The organism is Streptomyces sp. NPDC104096 (genome assembly GCF_055584385.1).
On the sequence record NZ_JBVJMD010000037.1, the window covers coordinates 40,768 to 65,545 of the forward strand.

Sequence of the window (24,778 nt, forward strand, 5' to 3'; positions counted from 1 at the left end):
CGTCGCTCGGGGGTGTCGTCTCACGGGTTTCCTGGAGGTCCTTCGGACCGGGCCGTCAGTCCACGAGGACCATCTCCCGGGTCGTGTCGTTGAGGCGGCGGCCGCCGTCCTCGGTCACGGTCACGATGTCCTCGATGCGCACCCCGAAGCGGCCGGGCAGGTAGACGCCGGGTTCGACGGAGAAGCACATGCCGGGGACCAGGGGCTGTTCCTCGCCCTCGATCATGTACGGCGGCTCATGGGTGGTGACGCCGATGCCGTGGCCGGTGCGGTGGATGAAGTACTGGCCGTATCCGGCGTCCTCGATGACCCCGCGGGCGGCCCGGTCGACCTCCTGGCAGGCGACGCCCGGCCGCACGGCCCGGAAGCCCGCCTCCTGGGCCGCGCGCACGAGGTCGTGGACCGTCCGCTCCTCGTCCGTGGGCTCGCCCACGTGGACCGTGCGGCTGGTGTCCGAGCCGTAGCCGTCCTTGAGGCCGCCGAAGTCGAGGACGACCATGTCGCCGCGTTCGATGACCCGGTCGCCCACCTCGTGGTGCGGGTTGGCGCCGTTCGGTCCCGAGGCGACGATGGTGAAGTCGACCTGGGAGTGTCCGTGGCGGCGCAGCAGACCCGCGAGGTCGGCGGCGACGTCGGACTCCCGGCGTCCGGCGAAGCGCACGTCGCGGATCTCCTCGAACGTCGCGTCCGCGGCCGCGCCCGCGGCCGCCAGCAGCTCCAGCTCGGCCGGGTCCTTCACGGCGCGCAGCATGGGCAGGGCGTCGGTGAGGGAGGCGTACGAGGCGCCGGGCAGCGCCCGCTGCAGGGCGAGCAGATGCAGCGCCCAGGCGTTGTCGCTGATCCCGAAGGAGCCCGAGGCGTCGAGGAGGCCCGCGGTGAGCGCGTAGGGGTCCTTGCCGTCGGTCCAGTCGCGCAGCGTCAGGGCGGTCGCCCCGGTGGCCTTGGCGGCGTCGGGGGCCTCCAGGGCGGGGACGACGAGGACGGGGTCCTGCCCGGCGGCGAGGAGCAGCAGGGTGAGCCGCTCGGTGACCGCGGTGGGCGCGTAGCCGGTGAGCCAGACGAGGTCGGGGCCCGGCGCCACCAGGAGCCCGGCCAGCCCGGCGTCCGCCGCGGCACGGGCGGCCCGGTCCATCCGGGCCCGGTAGTCGTCTGCGGTGAAGCGCGCGGCCGTGCTGCCGGTCATCCGGGCCTCCCTGGGCGGACGAAGAGGGGCTACGGGCAGCATCCTGCCCGGCCGGAGGGGCCCGCGCGAGCCGGTCGCCCCACACTCACCCGCCGCGCACGCCAAGAGCCACCGCTCGCCTTCCCCCACCCGCCCCCGCCCCGGCCTCGCGCCCGACTGCGCCCGGCCCCGACCGGCCCCGGCCGCCGACCCCGACCGGCCCCCGGCCCCCGGCCCGGATCCGCCGACCCACGACAGCCGTCCCGCGTCCGGCGGTCGGCAGCAGCCGGCCCGTGTCCGCCCGTCGCCCCACGGCAGGGCAATGCCCCGCGTCGTCAGGTGACGACGCCCGGGACGGCCCTCAGTCGTTGGTGGGCTCCGCCGTGGTGCCGGACGGTCAGGACGACCTCCTTGCCGGGGCGGGCGCGGGCGACGGCGTGCGCGAGGTCGGCCGCCGAGCCGATCCTGGTCCTGCCGAAGGCGAGCAGCACGTCTCCGCGGACCAGCCCCGCCGAGTACCCGGGGCCGGGGACGTGGACGCCGACGACCAGCGCCCCGGGCCGCGCGGCGTCGACCGCCTCGACGCCGAGCGTCGCCGTGGGGGCGGCGGGCGACAGGGACGACACCGGGGGCACGGCGGCACCGGAGCGGTCGGCGGCGGACTCGGGGCCGGCGGCCGCCGGGCCGTGGGAGGCCGCCGCCCGGCGCTGGAGCTCGGCGAGCTTGCCCATGCTGACCACCGTCGCCCCCACCGTCCCGAGGCCCACCCCGGACAGCACCAGCGCCGCCCCCAGGAGCAGGCCGGACAGCAGGGTCGTGAGCCGTCGACCGCGGCGGCGCGCGGCGTGCGGGCGCCGGATACGGCCCTCGGGCCCGGCAGTGCCCGGCGGCTGCTGTCCGGGCATCGGTCGGGGACGCAACGCGGTCTGTTCCGACGCGGTCTGTTCCATGAATCGCCTCCGCCCGGTGCTCTACCCGGAGCACCGGCGTGGGACGAGACACGAACGAGTGAGACTGACCCGGGGTCGGGGACGGGCATCATCCGGTCGACGTGCCCCGCACCCCGTCACCGCGCTCGTAGCCCGTCACCGCGTTCGCGCTACGCGCAGGAGGGGCACAGCCCTCGGTAGGTGACCTCGACCTCGGAGATCGTGAAGCCGAACCGTTCCACCGCCGGAAGGTCGGCCAACGGATCGCCGGTGGGGTGGACGTCGCGGATCAGACCGCAGTTGGAGCACACGAGGTGCTGGTGCGGTCGGTGCGCGTTGGGGTCGTAGCGCTTGGCGCGGCCGTCGGTGGCGACCTCTATGACCTCGCCGAGGGTGACCATCTCGCCGAGCGTGTTGTAGACGGTCGCCCGGGAGATCTCGGGCAGCCGCTGGGCAGCACGGGCGTGCACCTCGTCGGCGGTGAGGTGCACGTGGTCGCCGTCGAGGACCTCCGCAACGACACGCCGCTGGGAGGTCATCCGCCAGCCGCGGCCTCGCAGTCGCTCCAGCAGGTCACTCATATCGGTTCACCTATTCACGTTCGGTGGGACACCCGGGATTTTACCAGTGGACATCCGGGTTCCTATCGGATATGGGTTTAGTGTGCTTCTTGACTAAGACTCTGTCCATTGTAGGATCGGATCAGGCGCTGGCCAAGGGACAAAAAGACACCAGTACGACAGGAGCGGACGGAGTGACCGCGAGGCTTTTCTCGCGCTCACCGCAGCTCTACGGGAGTCGGTGTCCCGTCCGTCCCTCCTCCCGCGGCCCCTGAGCACAGTGATCCGCCCCATCCGGAAGGATTCCCATGTCCGAGAACCACGACGCCATCGTCACCGACGCGAAGTCCGGAGGCGCAGGTGGTTGCCCGGTCGCGCACGAGCGCGCCGCGCACCCGACGCAGGGCGGCGGAAACCGCCAGTGGTGGCCGGAACGGCTCAATCTGAAGATCCTTGCCAAGAACCCCGCAGTGGCGAACCCGCTGGGCGAGGACTTCGACTACGCCAAGGCGTTCGAGAGCCTCGACCTCGCCGCCGTGAAGCGGGACATCGCCGAGGTGCTCACGGACTCGCAGGACTGGTGGCCGGCCGACTTCGGCAACTACGGCCCGCTCATGATCCGGATGGCCTGGCACAGCGCGGGCACCTACCGGATCAGCGACGGCCGTGGCGGCGCGGGCGCCGGGCAGCAGCGCTTCGCCCCGCTCAACAGCTGGCCGGACAACGGCAACCTCGACAAGGCCCGCCGTCTGCTGTGGCCGGTCAAGAAGAAGTACGGCCAGAGCATCTCGTGGGCCGACCTCATGATCCTCACCGGCAACGTCGCCCTGGAGACGATGGGCTTCAAGACCTTCGGCTTCGCCGGCGGCCGCCCGGACGTCTGGGAGGCGGACGAGGACGTCTACTGGGGCCCCGAGACCACCTGGCTCGACGACCAGCGCTACACCGGTGACCGCGAGCTGGAGAACCCGCTCGGCGCGGTCCAGATGGGCCTCATCTACGTCAACCCCGAGGGCCCGAACGGCAACCCGGACCCGCTGGCCGCGGCCCGCGACATCCGTGAGACGTTCCGCCGGATGGCGATGAACGACGAGGAGACGGTCGCCCTGATCGCGGGCGGTCACACCTTCGGCAAGACCCACGGCGCGGGCCCGGCGGACAACGTCGGCGCCGACCCCGAGGCCGCCTCGATCGAGGAGCAGGGCCTGGGCTGGAAGAACTCCTTCGGCACCGGCAAGGGCGCCGACGCGATCACCAGCGGCCTGGAGGTCACCTGGACCGCCACGCCGACGCAGTGGGGCAACGGCTTCTTCGACAACCTCTTCGGCTACGAGTGGGAGCTGACCCGGAGCCCCGCCGGCGCCCACCAGTGGGTGGCGAAGGACGGTGCCGGCGCCGGCACCATCCCGCACGCCCACGACGCGTCGAAGAGCCTGGCCCCGACCATGCTGACGACCGACCTCGCGCTGCGCCTCGACCCGGCCTACGAGCAGATCTCGCGCCGCTTCCACGAGAACCCCGAGGAGTTCGCGGACGCGTTCGCCCGCGCCTGGTTCAAGCTGACCCACCGCGACATGGGCCCGCTCGCGCGCTACCTCGGCCCGGAGGTCCCCTCCGAGGTGCTGATCTGGCAGGACCCGATCCCCGCCGTCACGCACGAGCTCGTCGACGCCGACGACGTGGCCGCCCTCAAGGCCCAGGTCCTCGCCTCGGGTCTGTCGGTGTCGCAGCTCGTGTCCGCCGCGTGGGCGTCCGCCTCGTCCTTCCGCGGCAGCGACAAGCGCGGCGGCGCCAACGGCGCGCGCGTGCGTCTTCAGCCGCAGAGCGGCTGGGAGGTCAACGACCCCGACCAGCTCGCCCAGGTGCTGCGCACCCTGGAGGGCATCCAGGAGTCCTTCAACGCCGCCCAGTCCGGCGGCAAGGAGATCTCCCTCGCCGACCTGATCGTGCTCGCCGGCTCCGCGGCCGTCGAGAAGGCCGCCCGGGACGCCGGTGTCGACGTCGAGGTGGCCTTCACGCCGGGCCGTGCGGACGCCTCGCAGGACCAGACCGACGTGGAGTCGTTCGCCGCGCTGGAGCCGGCCGCCGACGGGTTCCGCAACTACCTCGGCAAGGGCAACCGCCTGCCGGCCGAGTACCTGCTGCTGGACCGGGCGAACCTGCTGACCCTGAGCGCGCCGGAGATGACGGTCCTCGTCGGCGGTCTGCGCGTGCTGGGCGCGAACCACAAGCAGTCGTCGCTCGGTGTCCTCACCGCCACCCCCGGGGTGCTGACGAACGACTACTTCACCAACCTGCTCGACCTGGGCACGACGTGGAAGGCGACCTCCGAGGACGCGACCACGTTCGAGGGCCGCGACGCCTCCGGCCAGGTCAAGTGGACCGGCAGCCGCGCCGACCTGGTCTTCGGCTCCAACTCCGAGCTGCGCGCGCTCGCCGAGGTCTACGCGAGCGACGACGCGAAGGAGAAGTTCGTGAAGGACTTCGCCGCCGCGTGGACCAAGGTCATGGACCTGGACCGGTTCGACCTCGTCTGACCGTCCGTCCCACCTCCCGCGCCCGACAGACGTCCGGGCCGGCCCGTACGGGCCGGCCCGGACGTCTTCGCGTACCGGCGGCCGGGCCGTCCACCGCCCTCACCGCACCGGCGTCCCGGCCCCGCCGTCGAGCAGCGCCTCCGCCAGCCGGGCCGCCGGGCCGCCCGGCGTGCCCAGGCAGATCAGTTCGGTGCGGTGGACGACACGCGGCTGCGCGAGCGGCACGGCGACGGCCCCCGGCACCCCGGTGGCGGCCGACCGGGGCAGCAGGGTCAGCCCGTGACCCGCGGCCGCCAGGGCGGTGAGGACACGGACGTCGGTCCCGTCGTACCGCAGCGCCGGGCGGAAGCCGGACCCGTCGGCGGCGGCCCGGAGCCGGTCCAGCGGCAGTCCCGCGTCGGGCGCGTCCAGCCAGCGGGCGTGGGCGAGGTCGCCGAGGCGCAGCCCAGGTCGGCCGGCCAGCGGATGGGTGTCGGGCAGCAGGACGCAGACGGACTCCTCGCCGACGCCGTACGTCGTCAGGGGTGCCACGTCGGGCAGCCGCAGCGGATCGCTGGGGGCGGCCAGTCCGTCCACCAGTCCGAGGTCCGCGCGCCCGGCCGCGACGGCCTCGGGCACCTCGTCGCGGGCCAGCACCCGCAGGGTCACCCCGGCCCGCGGGAGCGCCGCCACGGTACGGGGCCCGAGCGCGGTCGCGGTGGTCGCGAGCGTCAGCCCCTGCTCGGGTGCGGCCGCCCTGCGTACGACGTCCGCGCGGGCCGCCTCCAGGCGCAGCAGCAGCGGGCCCGCGTGCTCCAGGAGCCGCTCGCCCGCCGGGGTGGGGACGACCGGGCGCCGGGTGAGCAGGTCGGTGCCGAGGTCCTGTTCCAGCGCCGCGATGTGCTGGGAGACCGCGGACTGGGTGTAGCCCAGCTCGCGGGCGGCCGCCGAGAAGGAGGCGAGGCGGGCCACGGTGACGTAGGTGCGCAGGAGATGCGGGTCCATGCCGCCCCAGCATGCCATCAGCGACGCTTATCGAGCGTGCAGGAATCATCGTTGGACGTGAACCGCGGACGCGCCCAGGATGAGGTGCATGACGCACTCCCACACGGCGAGGATCGCCCTGGTCGGCGACCGTTCCCCCGAGGTCGCCTCGCACGCCCGTATCCCCCTGCTGCTGGACGCCCTGGCCGAACGCGACGGGCTCGTCCTCGACGCCTACTGGATCCCCTCCGAGGACGCCACCGCCGAGGGCGCGGTACGCGGTTTCGACGCGGTCTGGGTGGTGCCGGGCAGCCCGTACCGCAGCGAGGCGGGCGTCCTGTCCGCGATCCGGACCGCACGCGAGGAGGGCATCCCGTTCCTCGGCACCTGCGGCGGGTTCCAGCACGCGCTGCTGGAGTTCGCCCGTGACGTCTGCGGACTGACCCGGGTGGCGCACGCCGAGAACGAGCCGGACGCCGACGACTTCCTGATCGAGCCGCTGGTCTGCTCGCTGGTCGGCCACGAGGCGGCGGTGATGGTCGAGCCCGGCTCGCTGGCGCAGTCCGTGATCGGCGCGGCGCACACCGTGGAGCGCTACTTCTGCATGTACGGCCCCTCCCGTCACCTCGACACGCTGCGCGCCCACGGGCTGCGCTTCTCCGGCCACGACGCGGACGGTCAGGTCCGGATCGCGGAACTGCCCGGCCACCCCTTCTACCTGATGTCCCTCTTCCAGCCGGAGCTGTCCGGCGACGGCTCGCGCCCGCACCCGATGGTCCGGGCGCTGGCGCGGGCGGCCGTGGAACACGCGGCACGGGAAGGCCGGTTCAGCCTGCCGCGGGGGTGAGCGCGGGCGGGCGGGTCGGCAGGAAGCCGTGCGAACGGCGGGCCAGGTAGGCGGACTTGTAGCGGTCGACCGCTCGGTGCCAGTTCAGGATGCCCGCCATCCAGTTCTCCAGATCGGACACATGGCCCCGCATCACCTCACGCGCCTCCTCCGACAGGCCGAAGTCGTCGTAGAGGACGGGCAGTTCGTGCGCGACGACGTGTTCGAACTGGCGCATGCGCTGGTTCATCAGGTCGGCTACCACGCGCAGGGCGGCCGGATAGTCGCAGCCGAAGAAGTTCTGCACGACGAGGACGGCGTTGTGGATCTCGCCCTCGTACTCGATCTCCTTCTGGTACGAGAAGACGTCGTTGAGCAGACAGGCGTAGTCGACGGCCGCGTTCTCCAGGGAGCGGACGGGCCCGCTGCGGTACACCTCCGGCGGGACGGCGGGACCGTGGCCGAGCCGGCACAGGCTCAGGGTGAGGTCGGAGCCGAAGGTGGCGCGCCGCATCTCCAGGTAGTCGACGGGGTCGGGGATCCGGTTCTGGAGCTGGTTGGCCAGCTCCCACAGCCAGCTCTCGGTCATCTTGTCCACGGACTCCTTGAGCGTGCCGCGGGCCTCGGCGGTCATCCCCGCCGTGGTGCGCGCCCACAGGTCGGTCAGCCCGCGCTCCATCGCGCTCGCGGGGACCGGGACCGCCTCCCCGGCGACGGGCATGCAGTCGGACAGCCGCCGGGCGGCCAGCCGGGCCCCGGCGAGGTCGCCGCGGTGCCCGAAGGCGAGGGGGAACCAGTCGTCGCCGTAGGTCCCCCAGGCCAGCCATCGCGAGCTGAGGTCGAGTGCCTCGGGAGACGCGTCCGGGTCGAGGCCGGCCGCGCACAGCGGGAGGTCGGCCGCGGCGAGCCGGTCCTCGTCCCACACGCCCTCCTCCAGCATGCCGACGCGGTGCATCCAACCGGTCAGCCGGTGGCGGGCGCCGTCGAGGTGCGGGCTGAGCCCCACCTCGAACGGCATCCGGAAGTCGGGCAGCAGGCTCGGGCCGACCTTCTGGCGCGGCACGTGCGCGTGGGCGCGCAGGCGTTCCGCGGCGGCGGCGGCGAGCAGCGCGCCGATGTCCGAGGCGGAGGTGCCGGGCCCGGTCGGACCGTGCCAGAACGGCACGGCCCGGGCGCCCTCGTTCATGTACCGGCTGGACCGCAGGTGCCACTCGTGGCCGCCGGACTGCCAGTCCTGGAGCCCCTTCGTGTACGCCGTCACCGCCGCGACCTCGACGGGGGTCAGCGCCCGGTCCACGGCCAGGGCGGGCACCTCGGTCAAGGCGGTGTGCTCGAACTGGTGCAGCCGTGAGGTGAGGACGTCGTTGACGATGTCGGCGGCCTGCTGGGTGGTGCAGCCGAAGAAGGTCTCCAGGACCAGCACGCCGTTGCTGTTCTCGCCCTCGTCCTGCACCTCCCGCTGGTAGGAGAACAGGTCGTTGCGCAGGTGCACGGCGTCGGAGAAGGTCTCCATCAGCACCCGCAGCGGCCTCGATCCGGCGACGGACCCGGGCACTTCGGCGGTGGCGTACTCCACGAGACCCGCCGACCAGGGCGCGCCGCCCACCTTGCGGCGCATCTCGATGTACTCGACGGGGTTGGCGATCCGTCCCTCGTCGATGTTGGACAGCTCCCACATCGACTCGTTCAGCAGGTGCTCGGTGGCGACCGCGAAACGGCGGCGCCAGGCGACGGACATCGACGGCACGGTGCGCGCCCACAGGTCGGCGAGCCCGGCCTCGACCGGGTTCCGCGGCTGCGGCACGGGGGTTGCCGGGTCCAGCGGCATGAACAGCGGCAGCCGGTCCAGGTGGGCCTTGCCCGCGGCGCGGTCCGGGGTGCGCTTGAACATGTCGAGGAAGTGGTCGTCGAAGAAGAACACCCACACGTACCAGTCGGTGATCAGCGACAGCGCGGGGCCGTCGCAGTCGGGGTGGGTGTAGGCGCAGAGCAGGCCGTAGTCGTGCGCGTCGAGATCGGCCTGCTCCCAGATCCCCGAGCCCTCCAGCATGCCCATCTCGCGCGCCCACCGCGACGAGTGGGTCCGCGCCTCGTCGAGGTGGGGGTTCAACCGCGCGGGGTACGGCATGTAGAAGTGCGGGAGTTCGAACGGCTGCGTCATGGCCGGGCCCTACCCGGGCCCTCCGAGCCGCATCCACCCGGCCGGACATGATCACACCATCGCGTGAATCGAGGCCGAACGCCCCCTTTCGCGGTGTTGTTCCGTCAGCCCTTCACCTGGATCAGCGCGTGCCTGCCGCTCGTCCGCCAGCGCTGCCCCTCGGCGGCGTCGAGTGCGTCGCGGGTGGCGGCGTCGAGTCCGGTGACCACATCGGACTTGAGGGTGCGCAGGGCGGCGACCGGCCCGGGGAAGTAGGCGGTGACCTCGGCGAACGGGGTGGTCGGCGGCCACCGGCGATCGCCCACCAGTCGCCGGTAGTTGAGGTCGCCCTTGACGACGGTCAGGTCGGCGGCGCCGAACTCCCGGTACAGCTCGGCGGGCATCTCCTCGTACCCGAGCGGGGCGCAGGCGAAGGGGTGGGCGCGCAGCCGGATGCGGCCGTCGGTCAGCGCGTCCCGGACGCGTCGCCCGTACCCGGCGGCCGCGCCCGGCGCCTCGGTGAGCCGGCGGACCGCGTCGAGCACGTCGGCGGTGGTGGCGTCGGAGACGTAGTACGGGTACGGCTTGATGTGCAGCACCGCCCGCTCCACCCGCCCCTCCTCGAGCAGACGGGCCACGAGGAGCAGGTCGGGGACGAGTTCGCGGCCCGCGTTGTCGGCGACCAGACAGAGCGTGCCGGTACCGCCGGGCGGGAGCAGCGACCACAGGGCCGCGCCGGCGTCGGCGACCAGCGCCGGGGTGGTCCCGGCGCTGGGGCCGCCGGGGTCGGACAGCCGGAACCCGAGGTCGGCGCGGTTGCCCCAGAGGGATCCGTGCAGCAGTGCCTCGGCCTGCTCGTCGGCCGTACGGTCCGCCAGACCGTCGAGGGCGGCCAGCTCGGCGTCCGTCTCCGGGGCGGCCAGCTCGGCGAGTTTGGAGGGCCGGAAGGGATCGATGCCCTGCCAGGGCCCGGCCGCGAAGTACCCGACGGCTTCCAGGAGTTGCCGGTAGAAGTAGCTCTCCGACCACAGCCACGGCACCTCGAACCAGGACCGGCCCGCGTACGCGTCCAGGCCCCAGGTCCGCCACCGGTCCAGGTCGTGCGCGCCGCCGGGAAGCGGTTCGAGCACGCCCTCGGTGCAGTTCTCCAGGAGCGCGTCCAGTGCGCCGCGCACGTCGGGGCCGTAGGGAAGGGCGTCGCGTACCTGGCGGATGATCGCGGGGTGCCGCTCGGCGAGCACGCCGTGGGGGAAGGAGCCGGGTTCGTCGCCCAGGATCACGGGCGGGACGGGGGTGTCGGGCATACGGCTCACCGTATCGGCCGGCCCAGGTCACACCGCGCCGATCTCCCGTTCCAGCCGGGTGACGAGGGTCAGGTACCTCGGCCGTCGCGGCACCGGCACCAGGCCCCGGATCAGCACCCGCCACATCTCCGCGACACGGCGCGGGAGCCGGGCCACGGGCTCCAGGGAGCGGCCCACGACCCGGGTGCCGACGAAGAACGAGACGAGGGAGTGGGCGACGGCGTTGACGTCCACGTCCGGGTGGACGTCGGACTCGCGGACCGCGCCGAGCAGTCGGCGGGTGACCAGGTCGAGCCACTCGGTGAACGGGTGCGACAGCGGTGGACGCACCTCGACGGCGCCGGTGGCGAGCCGGAGTCCGGCCCGGGTGATCGGTCCTTCGACGGACAGGCGGGCCATGCCGAAGGTGATCCGCATCAGGGCCTCCAGGGACGGGTATCCCCGGCCGTCGATCTGGCCGGCCACCTGTCGCGAGGCCTGCGACTGGAGTTCCAGGATGGCGTGGGCCAGGTCCTCCTTGGCCGCGAAGTGGAAGTACAGGGCGCCCTTGGTGACCTGTGCGTGCTCGACGATGTCGCTCAGGCTGGTCGACTCGTAGCCGCGTCGGTCGAACAGGTCCGCGGCGGCCGTGATGATCGTCGCGCGGGTCTGTTCGGCGCGTAACTGCCTCGCCATCGGATGGACACTCCCAGGGGCCGTAAAGAACGGGTCATGCCGTTTGTTTTGACTCCCCGCACACGATAACTCAATGCCCAGCCGTACCCACCAGGCACTCAAAGATCCTCGACTCCCCCTGTTCGCCCACGACTTGCAGCGTCCCGTCGTCCTGGCAGGTCAGCCCTATCCAGACCGGACCGTCGAGTTCGGCGTAACGGTGGAAAAGCGCATGGTAGGACACCGGGTCCCGTTTCCCCTCGGACCACCACACGGCCGCCTGCCGGGCCGCCTCCAGGAGCAGCATCCCCGGCACATGGTCGAGCGGGTGGTCGAAGAAAACGGGGTGGGCGGTATCCACCCGCAGCTCCCAGCGGTCCGGTTCGTCCGTCGGGGACAGCACGACGTCGGCCGACCGGACCCGGCCCACACCGGCCGGCGGCAGTCCGGCCCGCGGGGTCCGGGCCGGGACGGGGCCGCTCGTACGGCCGGCCCGCAGCCGTTCGTAGACGGCCGCGCTCAGGCAGGTGAAACCGACGTCCGCGTACGCCACTTGCTCCCCCGCGCACCGGACCTCCGCCGTGTAGCGGGCGGCGGTCACGCGCGTGCCCCGGTGGCGGACGTCGGTGAAGGCGATGTCGAGGATCGGTTCGGCGGGCAGCATCCCGACGGCCAGGTGCCGGGCGGACGTCTCCACCCGGAACTCGTCGAGCACGAACCGGTGGCCCAGGGGCACGTCGTACTCGGTGTGCGCGATCAGCGTCCCGCTCTGCCGCACGGTCTCCACGACCAGGAGCGGGTCGTACGCGGTACGGTCGCAGGAGACGTGCAACTCATGGGCTCGCGGCCACTGCGCCGACACCTGGAAACGGTCGGGTCCGGTCCGCTCCCAGTCGGTGAGGAGGGTCTCCGCGACCGCCGCGCGGTGGACGAGTTCACGGGCCACGGTCGCCGTCATGGACGGGGTCTCGACTTTCCGGCGAGGTCTCGGCATGTCCCTCTCCCTACGGTCTCCCCCGAAGGCCATGGCGGACGGCCAAGTGCCCGATCGAATAAGCGTTAGAGTACGAGGCGACCGGTTTGTTTTCAATGAGATCAGTGGACGACGCCCGATGATCGGGCCGATCCGGCACTCGATCACGGGAGTCGGCCGACTCGGCGGTGCGGAGGGGCTGTTATGGCAAGACAGGAGCGCGCCATCAGGACGCGCCGGGCGATCCTGGAAGCCGCCGGCGCGGTCTTCGACGAGCACGGCTACACCACCACCACCATCGCCATGGTGCTGGAGCGGGCCGAAGTCACCAAGGGCGCCCTGTACTTCCACTTCTCCTCCAAGGAGTCCCTCGCCCAGGCGGTGCTCGACGAGCAGGTGCCGTTCGGCGCCGTGCCGTCCCAGCCCTGCAAGTTGCAGGAGATCATCGACATGACCTTCGTCGTGGGCATGCGACTGCTGAGCAACTCCCTGCTGCGGGGCAGCGTCCGGCTCGCGGTCGACCAGGCGGTCCCGTCCGGCATCGACTTCGCGGAACCGTTCCGGCAGTGGGCCGGACGGCTGACGGAACTGATGGAGGAGGCGCGCGCCCAGGGCGAGTTGCTGCCCACCGTGCGACCGCGGGACACGGTGGAACTGCTGGTCGGCGCGTTCACCGGCATCCAGTTGATGTCGCGGGCGCTGACCGGCCGCGCGGACCTGGCCGAGCGGTTGTCGGTGCTGTGGACGCACATGCTGCCCAGCATCGCGGTGCCGGGCCTGCTGCCCGCGCTCGACAGCGGCGCCGACCGGGGCGCCCGGGTCCTGGCAGGCGCGGACACCCCGGTCGCGACGTAGCGGGCGGCGCCCGGCGTTCCGGACGTTCGGCGTTCGGCGTTCGGCGTTCCAGTGCGGCGTTCAGCGCTGGGCGTTCGGCGTTCCAGTGCGGCGATCGGCACTCCGGGTGCCGGGCGGCGCTTCGCCGTCGGCTGAACGCGCAGGCCCCGGGGGCCGTACTGGACACAACAGAACCGTTCCCGCGCCCGCCGAGGAGACGTTCCGGATGTCCCGGATGACCGCACACCACCGCACCGCCCTGGCGGCCGCCACCGTGACCCCGCTCCTGCTGAGCCTGTGGACCGCGGCACCCGCGCTGGCGCACGGCGCGCCCACCGGTCCGGCCAGCCGGGCGTTCGCCTGCTCGGCCGAGGGGGGCTCGGCCGGGACCGCGGCCTGCCGGGCGGCCGCGGCCGCGAGCGGACAGAACTTCGCCGCCTGGGACGACATCCGGGTCGCGAACGTGGGCGGCCGGGACCGTCAGACGATTCCCGACGGGAAGCTGTGCAGCGGCGGCCTCTCCTCCTACAAGGGCCTCGACCTCGCCCGCGCGGACTTCCCGGCCACGCGCGTGTCCCCGGGCGGGACGCTGACGATGACGTACACCGCGACGATCGCGCACGCCGGTACGTTCAAGCTGTTCCTGACGAAGCCGGGTTACGACCCGGCGAAGTCGCTGACCTGGTCCGATCTGCCCACGCAGCCGTTCGCCCAGATCAAGGACCCGAAGCTGTCGAACGGCGCCTACCACTTCTCGGCCCGGCTCCCCTCGGACCGGACGGGACACCAGGTGCTGTACACGATCTGGCAGACCAGCAGCACCCCGGACACCTACTACTCGTGCTCGGACGTGGTGTTCCCGAAGGCCGCGACGTCCTCGAAGGACACCTCGGCCGCCAGGACCACCGCGCCCGCGCGCACACCGGCGCACGCGAGTGCCGGTCCGTCGCCCTCCGCGTCGGCGCACCGGAGCGCGACCCCGTCCGCGGGCGTGTCGACGCCGGCCGCGGCGCGGACCTCGGAGCCGGCCGCCGTGGCCGCGGCGGCCGACAGCACGCCGGTCGCGGCCGGCACCGACGCCGGGTCCGGGCCCTCCGCGCCGCTCCTGGCGGGCGGCGCCGCCGCGGTGCTGGTGCTCACCGGGGGCGCCGCCCTCTTCACCCGTCTACGGCGACGCTGAACCTCCCTGTAAGGAAGGTCAGTTGACGGTTACCGTGACGCCCGCGTCCGTCACCGGGGCGTACTTCGCGGTGAAGTAGCCGTTGGCGAAGCACAGGGACGAGCCGGACACCTTGGTGAACTGCTGGTTCACGAAGGAGATGCTGCTGTCGGCGTTGCTCGCCGTGCCGGAGAGCGACGCCGCCTGGTAGACGCAGGTGATCGAGCCGAGCAGGGTGCGCAGTTTGGCCGTGGTCTGGATGGTGGAACCGGCCGCCGGGGTCACGGTGACGGTGCCGTCGGAGGACACGGCGGTCGTGTACGGCAGGTTGTCGACCGTGATGCTGGTGACGCCGAGCACCCCGATGACGTTGCTGGAACAGCTCGCGGAGTCGAAGGTGTGCGACGCCAGGGACTCGGTGGCGGTGCCCGGCGCGGTCGGGTTGTCGCCGACCGTGGCGGTGAACTGCGACGAGGTGCAGGAGATGCCGCTCGTTCCGGTCGCGCTCGAGTAGAGGGTGGCCTTGGTGCCGCTCGCCAGGTTCGCGACCAGGGTGTCGCCGCTCGCGACGGCGTTGCCGCCGGCGGTCAGGACCGCGACGTCGTCCGCCGAGGCGGTTCCGGCCATCGGCAGCGTCAGGGCCGCGACGGTGCCGACGAGCGTGAGGAGGGTGCGTGTGCGCATGCGGGTGCCTCTTCTCCGAAGTGGGGGGTATTGCGGGGGGTTGCGGGTCGAGCAGCGTGGGGGGTGGGTCGACGAGGACGCGCTCGGGCGTCCGCCATTGCCGACCCGTGACGCCTTCTCCGTACGTGACGGGCCGGCAACAGCAGCCGCCGGCCTGGGCCGACGACCGTGGGGGAGCCGGCGGCCGGGCCTGGCGGAAAGGGCGACCGGTCACGGTGCGCCGGAAGGCGACCGTGGCGGCGCCGAGAGGAAACGCGGACTCGTGGGTCACTGGGGACGGAGGCCGGGAACGCGGGCAGTCGCCGCGTCAAGGATCCGGCGCCACGGATCCGGGCTGAGCCAACGAGAGTTGTAGACCTGATGCTCAGTCAACGTCAAGCAGAGAAAGGGAAGTTGGCGCAAACCGTCGGGTCCCTTAACGCCTTCCGAATTCCTTGATCCATAGGTGAAGCACAATCGACACCCTTTTTCCACATCTCTCTTGACCCTTGACTGTAACCATCGGTAACTTCCTCGGCGGCTACTGCTGCGTAACCGTGAAAGCCCTTGTGGGAGCCGGGAGTCACAAGGGGGCGTGCGCCGCAGCCGCTGTCCGCGCCAGGACAACGCGCCACTGGAGCCCAACCCGCACTGACTATGCCCACGGGAGCAGACATGGCCTCGTCCCCGGACGTCACGCCGTCCGAAGACAACACCCCAGAGAACCCGGAAAGCGGTTCCTCGGCCGCGACCGCGGCGGTGGCCGCCGGATCCGGCCGACGCGGACGCGTCCGTATGCGCCGGGCCGCGGTGATGGCGGTACCCGCCACCCTGGTCGCCGCCGGCCTGGCGGTCCTGACCGCGCAGGGGGCGCTCGGCGTGCAGTTCTCGATCTCCGGCATGCCCTTCACCGTCACCGCGACGGAGCTCGACGGCACCGGGTTCGAGCAGTTCGGCGCCCTCGACAACATGGCGAAGGACAGCCCCAACGCGGGCGACACCGGCGGGCAGGTGCTGGTCGTCACCTCGGCCATCAAGGACGCCCACCTCACCAAGCTGTGCCAGAGCGTCGACCTCGGCGGCATCAACCTGCACATCACCGCGGGCGACGGCAAGGAACGGGTGCACGCCACCGACCTGACCACCGACTCCACACTGCTGTCCGGCAACGCCGAGTTCCACGGCATCGAGATCGGCAACGACGCCAGCGAGCTCAACAAGGCGGGCGTCAAGGGCCCGATCGGCGTCTTCAGCCAGCAGGCCGACACCGTGCACATCGACAACCTGCGGCAGACGAACTACGCCACCACGGCTGCCGTGTTCACCCTGCCGAACCTCCACCTGAGCTTCAGTGACAACGCCTGCTGATCCCGTGCCGAACCGTCCACGGCGGTCACCGCGGGCCGCCTTCCGAGCCTGGCGGGCCCAGCGGCCGTTCTGGGGCGGGCTGCTGCTCGCCCTGGGCGGTACGTGGATCCTGCTCACCGAGAAGGCGTCGCTGAAGGTCGTCGTGCACATCGGCATGCAGGGCCTGACGGGCTATCTGCTGCCTGTCCTCATGGTGCTGTGCGGGCTGCTGATCCTCTTCAACCCGACGCAGCGGCTCTTCTACTCGATCACCGGCGTCCTGGTCACCCTGGGCACCTGGATCACCTCGAACCTGGGGGGCTTCTTCATCGGCCTGCTCCTCGGGGTGGTCGGCAGTTGCCTCGCCTTCGGCTGGCTTCCGGAGCAGGAACCGCGCCGCAGCCGCCGCGACCGCCGGCGGGAGGCGGCGCGGACACGGCAGGCGCAGTCGCCGCGGCAGGGCGGGGACACCTCGCTGAACATGCTGAACGAAGCGGGCGAGCCGGCCTGACACCGGCGGGCGGGCCCGCCCCACGCCGTCGGGCGCGGCCCACGTACCGTGGTCCGCGCCCGGCGTTCAGGAGGACACCGGCTCGCCCGCGCCCTCCTTCATCGCCTTCGCCTCGCTCTTGAGGATGCGCATCGACCTGCCGAGCGCCCGTGCCGTGTCGGGCAGCTTCTTCGACCCGAACAGCACGATGACGACGAGCGCCACGATCAGCAGGTGCCAGGGCTCCAGTCCGTTGCGGAGCATGTGCCGCCTCCCCTTCCGCCTACGGCCCGCCGCAGGTCCGTGGGCGACGATTGCCGCCTTCGCGCAACTGTACAACCCGGGCGATACGCCCCCGCGAAGGCATGCGTCCACGGATACATCGGGGTGAACGCGCACAAATCGAGCACAGGTGTCCGGAAGTCATCGGAACTTATCCTCCGGCTCGTTAGTTTCTACGGTGCTGTAGAGACTGACGGTCCGAAGTGCCGTCGGCACTCATCGGCACACAGCACTGACGACTACCGACATCTGGAGTTCTCATGGCCCTGTGGGACCGCATCAAGGAGTCCGCGTCGACGATGCAGACCCAGCTCGTGGCGAAGAAGAACGACCTCAAGAGCGGCGCCTTCCGCGACGCGAGCATGGCGATGTGCGCCCTGGTCGCGGCGGCGGACGGCACCGTCGACCCGGCCGAGCGGCAGCGCGTCGCCCAGCTCATCGCCACCAACGAGGTGTTGCAGAACTTCCCCGCCGACGACCTGCGCCGCCGCTTCGAGGAGAACCTGAACAAGCTGACGGCCGACTTCGCGTTCGGCAAGGTCAGTGTGTTGCAGGAGGTCGCCAAGGCGAAGAAGAAGCCCGCCGAGGCCCGCGCCGTGATCCAGATCGGCATCGTCATCGGCGGCGCCGACGGCGACTTCGACAAGACGGAGCAGGCCGTGGTGCGCGAGGCGTGCTTCGCACTGGACCTGCCGCCGCACGAGTTCGACCTCTGAACCCTCCCGTCGGCCGGGGATCCGGGGCCCGCCCCGGATCCCCGGCTCCGGCCTCCTCCGCCACGGCCCTCGCCGACCCCGCCCGGCGCCCCCGGAGGCCGCCGCCCAGATCCGGCCAAGGTCGCCCCAATGATTGACGTGCACGCGCCACATCCCTACTTTCTGACCGGCTCACCGAACCTAGTTCGATATTTCGAATGCACTGTGTCGAATTCATACCGCCCCGAAGGCGCCCGCACCCCCTTTGGAGAACCCGTGCCCGCAGCCCCCCACGCGTCCCGTCGCACGTTCCTCGGCATGACCGCCACCGTGCCGCTCGCCCTCTCCGGCACGCTCGCCCTGGGCGCCGGAACCGCCCGCGCCGCCGACTCGGCCTACGTCATGGGCTACTTCACCGAGTCCCCGAGCGGCACCGGCACCGACTACGGCCTCCATCTGGCGGTCAGCACGGACGCGCTGAACTGGACTCCGCTGAACCAGAACAACCCCGTGGCCACCCCCACCGAGGGTGCCGGCGGTCTGCGCGACCCCTTCGTCCTGCGCAAGCAGGACGGCACGTTCGTCGTGCTCGCCACCGACCTGAAGGGCACCGACTGGAGTTACGTCAGCCAGTACGTCCATGTCTGGAACTCGACCGACCTGCGCACCTTCACCGGCTACCACCGGCTGAAACTGCACGACATGAACACCCACAGCTGGGCGCCCGAGGCCTACTGGGACGCCGCACGCGGCCAGTACGGGATCATCTACTCGGCGGTCAACGGCAGCGGCCACAACGTCATCATGGTCAACCACACGACCGACTTCGTCACCGCGTCCGCCCCCCAGGTGTTCTTCGACCCCGGCTACGACGTCATCGACGGCGACCTGGCCGTGGGCGTGGATGGCGTCAACTACCTCTACTTCAAATCGAGTTCGGCACAGGCACTGGTGGGCGCGCGGTCCACGTCGCTCGACCCGGGCAGTTTCACCGCCTTCAGCACCGGCGTCGCGCACGGCGGCACGGAGGCGCCGATCCTCGTCAAGTCACAGACGACCGGGTCCTGGTGGCTCTGGGGCGACACGTACACCCCGAACGGTGTCTTCTACGCCTGGCAGAGCAGCAGTCTGCCGGCCGGCACCTGGACCGCGGTGGACCAGCGGACGTACACCCAGCCGGTGAACTCCAAGCACGCCACGATCCAGCCGATCACCACGGCCGAGTACACCAACCTGCTGGCGAAGTGGGGCGCGCCGGCCTGGAACCGGCTGAAGTCCTACAACTACCCGGCCCGTTACGTCCGCCACTCCAACTACGTGGGCCGGATCGACGAGTACCCCTTCGACCCCTACACGGACTCCCAGTGGAAGCTGGTCCCGGGGCTGGCCGACAGCACCGGGGTCTCCTTCCGGTCGGTCAACTACCCGACCCGCTACCTGCGGCACGTGAACTACCAGCTGCAACTGGACGTCGACGACGGAACGTCGACGTTCTCCCAGGACGCGACGTTCTACCGGACGGCGGGCCTGGCGGACGCGAGCTGGTCGTCGTTCCGCTCGTACAACTATCCGACGCGGTACATCCGCCACTCGAACTACGTCCTGCGCGTCGACCCCGTGTCCACGGCGACCGAGCAGCAGGACGCGACCTTCCGCGTCGGCCACTGAGTCCTCGGGGCGTCCGCCGGGCAGAGCGAACCGCCGCCCTCACCGAAGGCGAGGGCGGCGGTGGGGCGTGGGGTCAGGCCAGGCCGACCGAGGCCAGCCACTCCTTGGCGACGTCCAGCGGGTCCTTGTTCTCCAGCTGCACCTTCGCGTCCAGGGCGAGCAGCGTCTCGGTGTCGAGCTTGGCCGAGACCGCGTTGAGCGCGGCGGCGCCCTCCTTGGAGAGCCCGCCCTTGTAGACGAGCGGCTGCACGTTCTCGAACCCGAAGAGGTTCTCCGGGTCCTGGAGGACGACGTGCTTCTCCTGGGTGATGGTCGCGTCGGTGGTGAAGAGGTCCGCGACCTGCACGGTGTTCTTCTTCAGTGCGGCCTGGGTCAGCGGACCGCCCGCGTCCAGCGCCTTGAAGGACTTGAACTCCAGGCCGTACACCGACTTCAGGCCCACCAGGCCCTGCTGCCGGGTCTGGAACTCCGGCGAGGCGCCGAGGACCAGGTCCTTCGCGGCGTCCTTGAGGTCGGCGATGCTGGACTGCGACGTCAGGTTGTACTTCTTGGCGGTCTCCGCGTTGACCGTGACGGAGTCCTTGTCCTGCGCCGGCGCCGGGTCGAGCAGTTCGAGCTTGGCGTCCAGCTTCGCGCCGATCGCGGCCGTCGTGGCCTCGACCGTCTTCGGCGCGGCCTTCGCGTCGAGGTAGGCCAGCAGCGCGCCGTTGTACTCGGGCAGCACGGTGATGGAGCCGTTCTTGAGCAGGCCATAGGTCGTCTCGCGGCTGCCGATGTTCGGCTTGTAGGTGACCTCGACGCCCTTGGCCTTCAGCGCCTCGCCGTAGATGTCGGCGAGCAGGATGCTCTCGGCGAAGTTGTTGGAGCCGACGACGACCGTCTTGCCGTCCGCCTTGCCTTCCGCCAGCGGGTCGCCGGCGTCGTCGGAGGAGGAACATCCCGCCAGCAGGGCCGTCGCCGCGGCGAGCGCGACGGCAGCCGCGCCGGGGTGTCTCCGGATGAACGTGCTGCTGAGGGCGTTGGAAGTCACGATTCCCGTTCCGGGTTCGGGGGTTGGCGGACCTTGCGGTGGTGCGGTCGGTACAGAGCTCTCCTGATCCAATCCAGCCTGTTCGTGATCAGTCAAGGGGATTCCGGTCACCGATTTGCTTCGATACGCGACCCGTTGTAAACGCGGCATGAACGAGCCGGACATAGGCCGCGACAGACGGGTTGTGACCGGATCTTGACGTAGAGCGAGGTCCTTGATCGATCAATGAACAGGTAGTCTCCAGGCAGCTCGCGAGGCACGACACCCCTTTTGAGACGATCGAAACCGGTCACGCGACACAGCACGCACCGCGCAGCACCCGTGAAGGAGGCCCGGTGTCCACGAATCAGGTGGACGCGCCCTCCCCCAGACTCTCGGCCTCGCCCGAGCAGGGGGGATCCCCACGGTCGGCACCACCGGACCCGCCCGGACGCGGGAGCGTTCGGGACTTCGCCGACCGGTGGCCCTTCAGGCGCAAGCTCAACATTCTCGTCGGCGTTCCGCTCACCGTGGTCGCCGTCCTGCTCGGCTACCTCATCACCGATCTCCTGCGGGAGTCGTCCAGCGCCACGTCGGCGGCCCAGCTGGTCCGCGACAGCACGCAGGTCGCGCAACTCGTCGGCCGGGTGCAGGCCGAGCACCAGCAGGCCATCCTGCTGTCCGTGCGGCACCAGGCGGCCTACGACGGCGGCACGCCCTCGTCCGAGGCCTACCGCATGGCGCAGCTGGCCGTGGACACCCAGATCGAGAAGGTGCGCGACACCTTCGGCGACCGGCTGCCCGTCGCCGAGGCGCGGGCCCTGCGCGAGGTCGAGGGTCTGGAGAACCTGCGGAACACCATCGAGCAGGGCTATCTGCCCGCCGACAACATCGACCCGGCGTACGCGGGCGCCGCCGAGGGCCTCATCAACGGCCTCGGCCTGGACCGCGACGCCGACCTGGCCGCCACCTTCACCGGCACCCTGCTCGACTCGCTGCTGCGCGCCGACGCGGCGCACGGCGCCTTCGAGACCGGTGTGCTCTCGGCGCGCACCGGTGACACCAACGCGCTCATCGAGTTCACGGGCGCGGTCGGCTCCTACGAGCTGTACACCTACCAGGCCGAACGGTTCGCGCAGTTCGCCTCCGAGGAGCAGGCCGACGAGCTCGGCGGCATCGAGCACACCAGCGCGCAGACCGCCATCATCCGGCACTACGCCGAACTCCAGATCGACCCGAGCGCGCTCCAGGCCGCGACCACCGCGCAGATCCGCGCGGCGCTCCAGGACTCGATCGACTCCTACCCGGGCTACCTGCAGCAGGCCCAGGAGCGGCTGAAGATCACCACCTCGCTGATCGACCAGATCGCCGACCGGGCCGACGACGCCTCCACCGGCGCCCAGTGGCGCGCCGGTCTGCTGCTGAGCCTGGCGCTGATCGGGTTCGCCGCCTGGATCGCCTTCTCCGTGGCGGTCCGCCGCTCCGTGGTCCGTCCGGTGCAGGCGCTCACCGGTGCCGCGCAGGAGGTCGCCGACGTGGCCGGCCGGGAACTCGCCCGGGTGGCCGACGACGACGAGGCCGAGGGGCCGCCGCTGCTGCGCGCGATGCCCGTCACCGCCCACGACGAGATCGGCGAGCTGGCCGAGGTCTTCAACCGGGTGCAGACCACCGCGGTCGCGCTGCTGGAACGTCAGGTGCTCAGCCGCCGCAACGTGGCCGAGATGTTCGGCAACATGGGCCGCCGGGTCAGCAACCTCACCACCCGGCAGCTGGCGCTGATCGACTCCGTCGAGCGCGGCGAGACCGACCCGGCGCTCCTCGAACACCTCTACTCCATCGACCACATCGCGGTCCGGCTGCGCCGCAACGCGGACAGCCTGATGCTGCTGGCCGGCATCCGCGAGACCGTCCTGGCCTCCGGACCCACCGCCCTCGCCAACGTCGTACGGGCCGCGCTCGGCCAGATCGAGGACTTCCACCGGGTCGAACTGCACGCCGGGACCACGGTCATGGTGGAGCCGGACCTGGTCGGCGACCTGACCCTGATGGTCGCCGAACTCCTGGAGAACGCCGTGTCGTTCTCGCCCGCGGGCAGTCCCGTGGAGGTGACCGTGCGCTCCGGGGACGCCGGCGCGACGATCACGGTCGCCGACCACGGTCTGGGCATGAGCGCCGAACGGCTCGCCGAGGAGAACGGCCGCCTGATCCGCCGCGAGCGGCTGGACCTGGTGCCGACGAAGGTGCTCGGCCTCTTCGTGGTGGGCACGCTGGCCCGTCGCTGGGAGGTCGGGGTCGACCTGTCCCGCACCCGGGGCGGCGGTGTGACGGCCGAGGTGACGATCCCGTCGTCGCTGCTGCTGACGATGAGCGCGGTGGCCTCCGGCGGCCCGGCCGGTTCTTCGGACGCCTCCCGCGCCGGCGCATCTGCCGGTACGGACCGCACCGGCTCCGGCTCCCTCTCCGGTACGGCCCACGCCGACGCCTCCGCGGGTTCGGCCGCCGCCTCCGGGCCCAGGCCGTCGCCCTCCGCCGTACCGTCGGCGCGGCAGTCGGCCGACGAGCACCCCGGTGCCCTCCCCCGCCGTGTCCCGCGGTCCGGGCAGGACCCGGCGGACGCTCCGGCGGCGGGCGCCGCGACGCAGGCCACGGACCCGGCTCCGCCCGTCCCCGCACCCCGCGCGGAGGCCGCGGCCTACGCCGGCGACGGCGGGGCCCGGCCGCTGCGCCGCCGGGTGCGCGGCGCCACCCTGCGCACCACCGTGGACGCCGGGCAGCAGTCCGCGCGGCAGACCGCCGTGCCGGACGACGCCGACGCCGTCCGCTCCGCGCTGGAGGAGTTCGAGGCGGGCGTGGAACGCGCCAACCAGGACACCGCCTCGCACCGCCTGCCGGCCGAGCCGGTCCCGACCACTCTCCACCCGCACGACCCGAACCACCTCCCGGAAGGAGCCGAGCAGTGAGTACGTCGACAGGTGACACCCCGTCGGGCGAGTCCGCGCCGACCGATCTGCAGGCCGCCGCAGCCGACTTCACCTGGCTGCTCAATCGTTTCGCCACAGAGACCGCAGGTGTGGTCGACGCGATCGCGGTGTCCTCCGACGGGCTGCTCATCGCCGTGTCCGAGCTGCGCGAGCACGCCGACTCCGAGCGTCTCGCGGCGATCGTCTCCGGCATCACCAGCCTGGCCGCGGGCGCCTCGGGCAACTACGGTCTGGGCGGCCTGAACAAGGTCATCATCGACCTCGAGGGCGGCCATGTGCTGGTCTCCGCGATCGGCAGCGGCGCGGTGCTCGGCGTGGTCACCGACAAGGAGGCCAAGCTGGGCAACATCGCCTACGAGATGACGGTGTTCGCCAACCGGGCGGGCGCCGCGCTCAGCCCCCAGCTCGTGCTCGAACTCAAGAACAGCGTCGGCGCGGCGTCCCGGCGCTGACCGGCCGCCGCCGGTCGCGAGAGAAAAGAGAGCTGCCCATGGCGGACGGCGCCGCACCACCTCCGGAGCCGGACCCGGTCGCGGAGCCGGACCCCGTCGCGGCCCCGGAACCGGTTCCGGTCGCCGATCCGGTTCCGGACCCGGTTCCGGTCGGACCCGCCTCCGCCGTGCGGCCGTTCCTGGTCACCGCCGGCCGTGTGGCGGGCTCGGGCGAGGCCGAGCCCGGGCGGACGATGCCCGTCGAGACCCAGCTGGTGGCCACGGTCGCCGGGCTGGACGGGCTCGACCGGCTCTCCTTCGAGCGGCGCGACATCGTCGCCGCCTGCCGGCAGCCGCAGTCCATCGCGGAGATCGCGGCCAGGCTGCGGCTGCACCTGAACGTGGTGCGGGTCCTCGCCGAGGACCTGCGCCGCGCCGGGCAGCTGAGCGTGCAGGTGCCGGACGCGGGACTCACCCACGGCGCGTCCGTCCTGCGCAGGGTTATCGAAGGCCTGCGGGCCATCCCCGACTCCCGAGGAATACTCCGTGACACCGACTGAACCGCTCACCCGGGGCGCGGCCGCGCAGCGCACCGTACGGCCGCCGCTGCCGGTGAAGATGGTGATCGCGGGCGGCTTCGGCGTGGGCAAGACCACCGCCGTCGGCTCGATCTCCGAGATCGAGCCGCTGACCACCGAGGCCGCCATCACCGAGGTCGCGGCCGGGGTGGACGACCTCAGCCACACCCCGCAGAAGACCACGACCACGGTCGCGATGGACTTCGGCTGCATCACCATCGACCCCACCCTGAAGCTGTACCTGTTCGGCACCCCCGGACAGGAGCGGTTCGGGTTCATGTGGGACGACATCGTCGAGGGCGCGGTCGGCGCGCTGGTCATCGTCGACACCCGCCGCCTGGACGACTGTTACGCGGCCGTGGACTACTTCGAGCACAAGGGCATCCCCTTCGCGGTGGCGGTCAACGCCTTCGACGGGAAGGTGGAGCACTCGCTGGACGAGGTCCGCTGGGCCCTCGACATCGCCGAGGGCACTCCGCTGTCGGTGTTCGACGCCCGCGAGCGGGGCTCGGTGCGGGACGCGCTGCTCGTCGTGCTCGAACTCGCGCTGGCCCGCACCGAGGGCGCCGCGTAGGACGCGGCGGGCCCGGCGG

23 protein-coding genes are annotated in these 24,778 nt (G+C 71.7%); 12 read left to right on the top strand and 11 right to left on the bottom strand.

Annotated features, from left to right (window positions below; translation table 11 throughout):
* Positions 1-55: 55 nt before the first annotated feature.
* From ACZ60B_RS29505 to ACZ60B_RS29515, 3 genes are all read right to left on the bottom strand, one after another.
* On the bottom strand, positions 56-1,183 hold the full coding sequence (locus ACZ60B_RS29505) for an aminopeptidase P family protein (RefSeq protein ID WP_469392181.1): 1,128 nt from the start codon (positions 1,181-1,183) through the stop codon (positions 56-58).
* 314 nt (positions 1,184-1,497) lie between these two features.
* Positions 1,498-2,112, bottom strand: coding sequence for a PDZ domain-containing protein (locus tag ACZ60B_RS29510; protein WP_469392182.1), 615 nt, complete (start codon positions 2,110-2,112; stop codon positions 1,498-1,500).
* A 149-nt stretch (positions 2,113-2,261) separates the two neighbouring features.
* Positions 2,262-2,672 (bottom strand): Fur family transcriptional regulator, encoded by a 411-nt coding sequence (locus tag ACZ60B_RS29515; RefSeq protein WP_469392184.1) that lies wholly within the window; start codon positions 2,670-2,672, stop codon positions 2,262-2,264.
* A 287-nt stretch (positions 2,673-2,959) separates the two neighbouring features.
* On the opposite strand from ACZ60B_RS29515, the gene katG reads away from it, so the two are divergent.
* On the top strand, positions 2,960-5,188 hold the full coding sequence (gene katG, locus ACZ60B_RS29520) for a catalase/peroxidase HPI (protein ID WP_469392187.1): 2,229 nt from the start codon (positions 2,960-2,962) through the stop codon (positions 5,186-5,188).
* A 99-nt stretch (positions 5,189-5,287) separates the two neighbouring features.
* On the opposite strand, the gene ACZ60B_RS29525 is transcribed toward katG, so the two are convergent.
* Positions 5,288-6,172: a LysR family transcriptional regulator gene (locus tag ACZ60B_RS29525; RefSeq protein WP_469392189.1), complete on the bottom strand. Its 885-nt coding sequence runs from the start codon at positions 6,170-6,172 to the stop codon at positions 5,288-5,290.
* 88 nt (positions 6,173-6,260) lie between these two features.
* Between ACZ60B_RS29525 and ACZ60B_RS29530 the strand changes: the two genes are divergently transcribed.
* Entirely contained in the window at positions 6,261-6,998 is a 738-nt protein-coding gene (locus ACZ60B_RS29530) for a CTP synthase C-terminal region-related (seleno)protein (RefSeq protein ID WP_469392191.1), read from the top strand.
* Here ACZ60B_RS29530 and cyc2 read toward each other — a convergent pair.
* The 4 genes from cyc2 to ACZ60B_RS29550 form a co-directional block, all read right to left on the bottom strand.
* Positions 6,979-9,138 carry a germacradienol/geosmin synthase Cyc2 gene (cyc2, locus tag ACZ60B_RS29535; RefSeq protein ID WP_469392193.1) on the bottom strand — a complete coding sequence of 720 codons (2,160 nt, stop codon included), beginning with the start codon at positions 9,136-9,138 and terminating at the stop codon, positions 6,979-6,981. The genes ACZ60B_RS29530 and cyc2 overlap by 20 nt on opposite strands.
* 104 nt (positions 9,139-9,242) lie before the next feature.
* Entirely contained in the window at positions 9,243-10,421 is a 1,179-nt protein-coding gene (locus ACZ60B_RS29540; protein WP_469392195.1) for a damage-control phosphatase ARMT1 family protein, read from the bottom strand.
* Positions 10,422-10,448: 27 nt separating this feature from the next.
* A complete protein-coding gene (locus ACZ60B_RS29545) occupies positions 10,449-11,096 on the bottom strand; it encodes a ScbR family autoregulator-binding transcription factor (protein WP_469392197.1) in 648 nt (215 codons plus the stop codon).
* Between the two features lie 70 nt (positions 11,097-11,166).
* Positions 11,167-12,069 (bottom strand): ScbA/BarX family gamma-butyrolactone biosynthesis protein, encoded by a 903-nt coding sequence (locus ACZ60B_RS29550; RefSeq protein WP_469392199.1) that lies wholly within the window; start codon positions 12,067-12,069, stop codon positions 11,167-11,169.
* A gap of 183 nt (positions 12,070-12,252) precedes the next feature.
* On the opposite strand from ACZ60B_RS29550, the gene ACZ60B_RS29555 reads away from it, so the two are divergent.
* Together ACZ60B_RS29555 and ACZ60B_RS29560 are read left to right on the top strand one after the other, a co-directional pair.
* Positions 12,253-12,903: a ScbR family autoregulator-binding transcription factor gene (locus ACZ60B_RS29555; RefSeq protein ID WP_469392201.1), complete on the top strand. Its 651-nt coding sequence runs from the start codon at positions 12,253-12,255 to the stop codon at positions 12,901-12,903.
* 205 nt (positions 12,904-13,108) lie between these two features.
* Positions 13,109-14,062, top strand: coding sequence for a lytic polysaccharide monooxygenase auxiliary activity family 9 protein (locus ACZ60B_RS29560; RefSeq protein WP_469392203.1), 954 nt, complete (start codon positions 13,109-13,111; stop codon positions 14,060-14,062).
* Between the two features lie 18 nt (positions 14,063-14,080).
* Here ACZ60B_RS29560 and ACZ60B_RS29565 read toward each other — a convergent pair whose 3' ends face one another.
* The gene (locus ACZ60B_RS29565; protein ID WP_469392205.1) at positions 14,081-14,725 is read right to left on the bottom strand and encodes a Tat pathway signal sequence domain protein; all 645 of its coding nucleotides are present in this window, start codon (positions 14,723-14,725) and stop codon (positions 14,081-14,083) included.
* Positions 14,726-15,379: 654 nt separating this feature from the next.
* On the opposite strand from ACZ60B_RS29565, the gene ACZ60B_RS29570 reads away from it, so the two are divergent.
* Both ACZ60B_RS29570 and ACZ60B_RS29575 read left to right on the top strand, forming a co-directional pair.
* Positions 15,380-16,072 carry a DUF6230 family protein gene (locus ACZ60B_RS29570; RefSeq protein ID WP_469392208.1) on the top strand — a complete coding sequence of 231 codons (693 nt, stop codon included), beginning with the start codon at positions 15,380-15,382 and terminating at the stop codon, positions 16,070-16,072.
* Positions 16,073-16,076: 4 nt separating this feature from the next.
* Positions 16,077-16,562: a DUF6114 domain-containing protein gene (locus tag ACZ60B_RS29575; protein WP_469392210.1), complete on the top strand. Its 486-nt coding sequence runs from the start codon at positions 16,077-16,079 to the stop codon at positions 16,560-16,562.
* A gap of 66 nt (positions 16,563-16,628) precedes the next feature.
* Here the strand turns inward: ACZ60B_RS29575 and tatA are convergent, their stop codons facing one another.
* Positions 16,629-16,805, bottom strand: coding sequence for a Sec-independent protein translocase subunit TatA (gene tatA, locus ACZ60B_RS29580; RefSeq protein WP_469392212.1), 177 nt, complete (start codon positions 16,803-16,805; stop codon positions 16,629-16,631).
* A 278-nt stretch (positions 16,806-17,083) separates the two neighbouring features.
* On the opposite strand from tatA, the gene ACZ60B_RS29585 reads away from it, so the two are divergent.
* Together ACZ60B_RS29585 and ACZ60B_RS29590 are read left to right on the top strand one after the other, a co-directional pair.
* A complete protein-coding gene (locus tag ACZ60B_RS29585; RefSeq protein WP_469392214.1) occupies positions 17,084-17,539 on the top strand; it encodes a tellurite resistance TerB family protein in 456 nt (151 codons plus the stop codon).
* Between the two features lie 297 nt (positions 17,540-17,836).
* Positions 17,837-19,186: a glycoside hydrolase family 43 protein gene (locus ACZ60B_RS29590; protein WP_469392216.1), complete on the top strand. Its 1,350-nt coding sequence runs from the start codon at positions 17,837-17,839 to the stop codon at positions 19,184-19,186.
* A gap of 73 nt (positions 19,187-19,259) precedes the next feature.
* Here ACZ60B_RS29590 and ACZ60B_RS29595 read toward each other — a convergent pair whose 3' ends face one another.
* Entirely contained in the window at positions 19,260-20,216 is a 957-nt protein-coding gene (locus tag ACZ60B_RS29595) for an ABC transporter substrate-binding protein (RefSeq protein WP_469392218.1), read from the bottom strand.
* A gap of 335 nt (positions 20,217-20,551) precedes the next feature.
* Between ACZ60B_RS29595 and ACZ60B_RS29600 the strand changes: the two genes are divergently transcribed.
* Genes ACZ60B_RS29600 through ACZ60B_RS29615 form a run of 4 tightly spaced genes read left to right on the top strand, consistent with a single transcriptional unit; the run spans position 20,552 to position 24,759 of the window.
* Positions 20,552-23,155 (top strand): sensor histidine kinase, encoded by a 2,604-nt coding sequence (locus tag ACZ60B_RS29600; RefSeq protein WP_469392220.1) that lies wholly within the window; start codon positions 20,552-20,554, stop codon positions 23,153-23,155.
* Positions 23,152-23,628 (top strand): roadblock/LC7 domain-containing protein, encoded by a 477-nt coding sequence (locus ACZ60B_RS29605; RefSeq protein WP_450662119.1) that lies wholly within the window; start codon positions 23,152-23,154, stop codon positions 23,626-23,628. Before ACZ60B_RS29600 ends, ACZ60B_RS29605 begins: the two co-directional genes overlap by 4 nt.
* Positions 23,629-23,666: 38 nt before the next feature.
* Positions 23,667-24,167: a DUF742 domain-containing protein gene (locus tag ACZ60B_RS29610; protein ID WP_469392223.1), complete on the top strand. Its 501-nt coding sequence runs from the start codon at positions 23,667-23,669 to the stop codon at positions 24,165-24,167.
* A complete protein-coding gene (locus ACZ60B_RS29615; RefSeq protein WP_469392225.1) occupies positions 24,154-24,759 on the top strand; it encodes a GTP-binding protein in 606 nt (201 codons plus the stop codon). Before ACZ60B_RS29610 ends, ACZ60B_RS29615 begins: the two co-directional genes overlap by 14 nt.
* The last annotated feature ends 19 nt before the right edge of the window (positions 24,760-24,778 follow it).

Excerpts from the sequence above, each read along its gene's own strand:
- ACZ60B_RS29505 (WP_469392181.1), bottom strand. The coding sequence starts at position 1,183 with ATGACCGGCAGCACGGCCGCGCGCTTCACCGCAGACGACTACCGGGCC.
- ACZ60B_RS29510 (WP_469392182.1), bottom strand. The coding sequence starts at position 2,112 with ATGGAACAGACCGCGTCGGAACAGACCGCGTTGCGTCCCCGACCGATG.
- ACZ60B_RS29515 (WP_469392184.1), bottom strand. The coding sequence starts at position 2,672 with ATGAGTGACCTGCTGGAGCGACTGCGAGGCCGCGGCTGGCGGATGACC.
- katG (WP_469392187.1), top strand. The coding sequence starts at position 2,960 with ATGTCCGAGAACCACGACGCCATCGTCACCGACGCGAAGTCCGGAGGC.
- ACZ60B_RS29525 (WP_469392189.1), bottom strand. The coding sequence starts at position 6,172 with ATGGACCCGCATCTCCTGCGCACCTACGTCACCGTGGCCCGCCTCGCC.
- ACZ60B_RS29530 (WP_469392191.1), top strand. The coding sequence starts at position 6,261 with ATGACGCACTCCCACACGGCGAGGATCGCCCTGGTCGGCGACCGTTCC.
- cyc2 (WP_469392193.1), bottom strand. The coding sequence starts at position 9,138 with ATGACGCAGCCGTTCGAACTCCCGCACTTCTACATGCCGTACCCCGCG.
- ACZ60B_RS29540 (WP_469392195.1), bottom strand. The coding sequence starts at position 10,421 with ATGCCCGACACCCCCGTCCCGCCCGTGATCCTGGGCGACGAACCCGGC.
- ACZ60B_RS29545 (WP_469392197.1), bottom strand. The coding sequence starts at position 11,096 with ATGGCGAGGCAGTTACGCGCCGAACAGACCCGCGCGACGATCATCACG.
- ACZ60B_RS29550 (WP_469392199.1), bottom strand. The coding sequence starts at position 12,069 with ATGCCGAGACCTCGCCGGAAAGTCGAGACCCCGTCCATGACGGCGACC.
- ACZ60B_RS29555 (WP_469392201.1), top strand. The coding sequence starts at position 12,253 with ATGGCAAGACAGGAGCGCGCCATCAGGACGCGCCGGGCGATCCTGGAA.
- ACZ60B_RS29560 (WP_469392203.1), top strand. The coding sequence starts at position 13,109 with ATGTCCCGGATGACCGCACACCACCGCACCGCCCTGGCGGCCGCCACC.
- ACZ60B_RS29565 (WP_469392205.1), bottom strand. The coding sequence starts at position 14,725 with ATGCGCACACGCACCCTCCTCACGCTCGTCGGCACCGTCGCGGCCCTG.
- ACZ60B_RS29570 (WP_469392208.1), top strand. The coding sequence starts at position 15,380 with ATGGCCTCGTCCCCGGACGTCACGCCGTCCGAAGACAACACCCCAGAG.
- tatA (WP_469392212.1), bottom strand. The coding sequence starts at position 16,805 with ATGCTCCGCAACGGACTGGAGCCCTGGCACCTGCTGATCGTGGCGCTC.
- ACZ60B_RS29585 (WP_469392214.1), top strand. The coding sequence starts at position 17,084 with ATGGCCCTGTGGGACCGCATCAAGGAGTCCGCGTCGACGATGCAGACC.
- ACZ60B_RS29590 (WP_469392216.1), top strand. The coding sequence starts at position 17,837 with ATGACCGCCACCGTGCCGCTCGCCCTCTCCGGCACGCTCGCCCTGGGC.
- ACZ60B_RS29610 (WP_469392223.1), top strand. The coding sequence starts at position 23,667 with ATGGCGGACGGCGCCGCACCACCTCCGGAGCCGGACCCGGTCGCGGAG.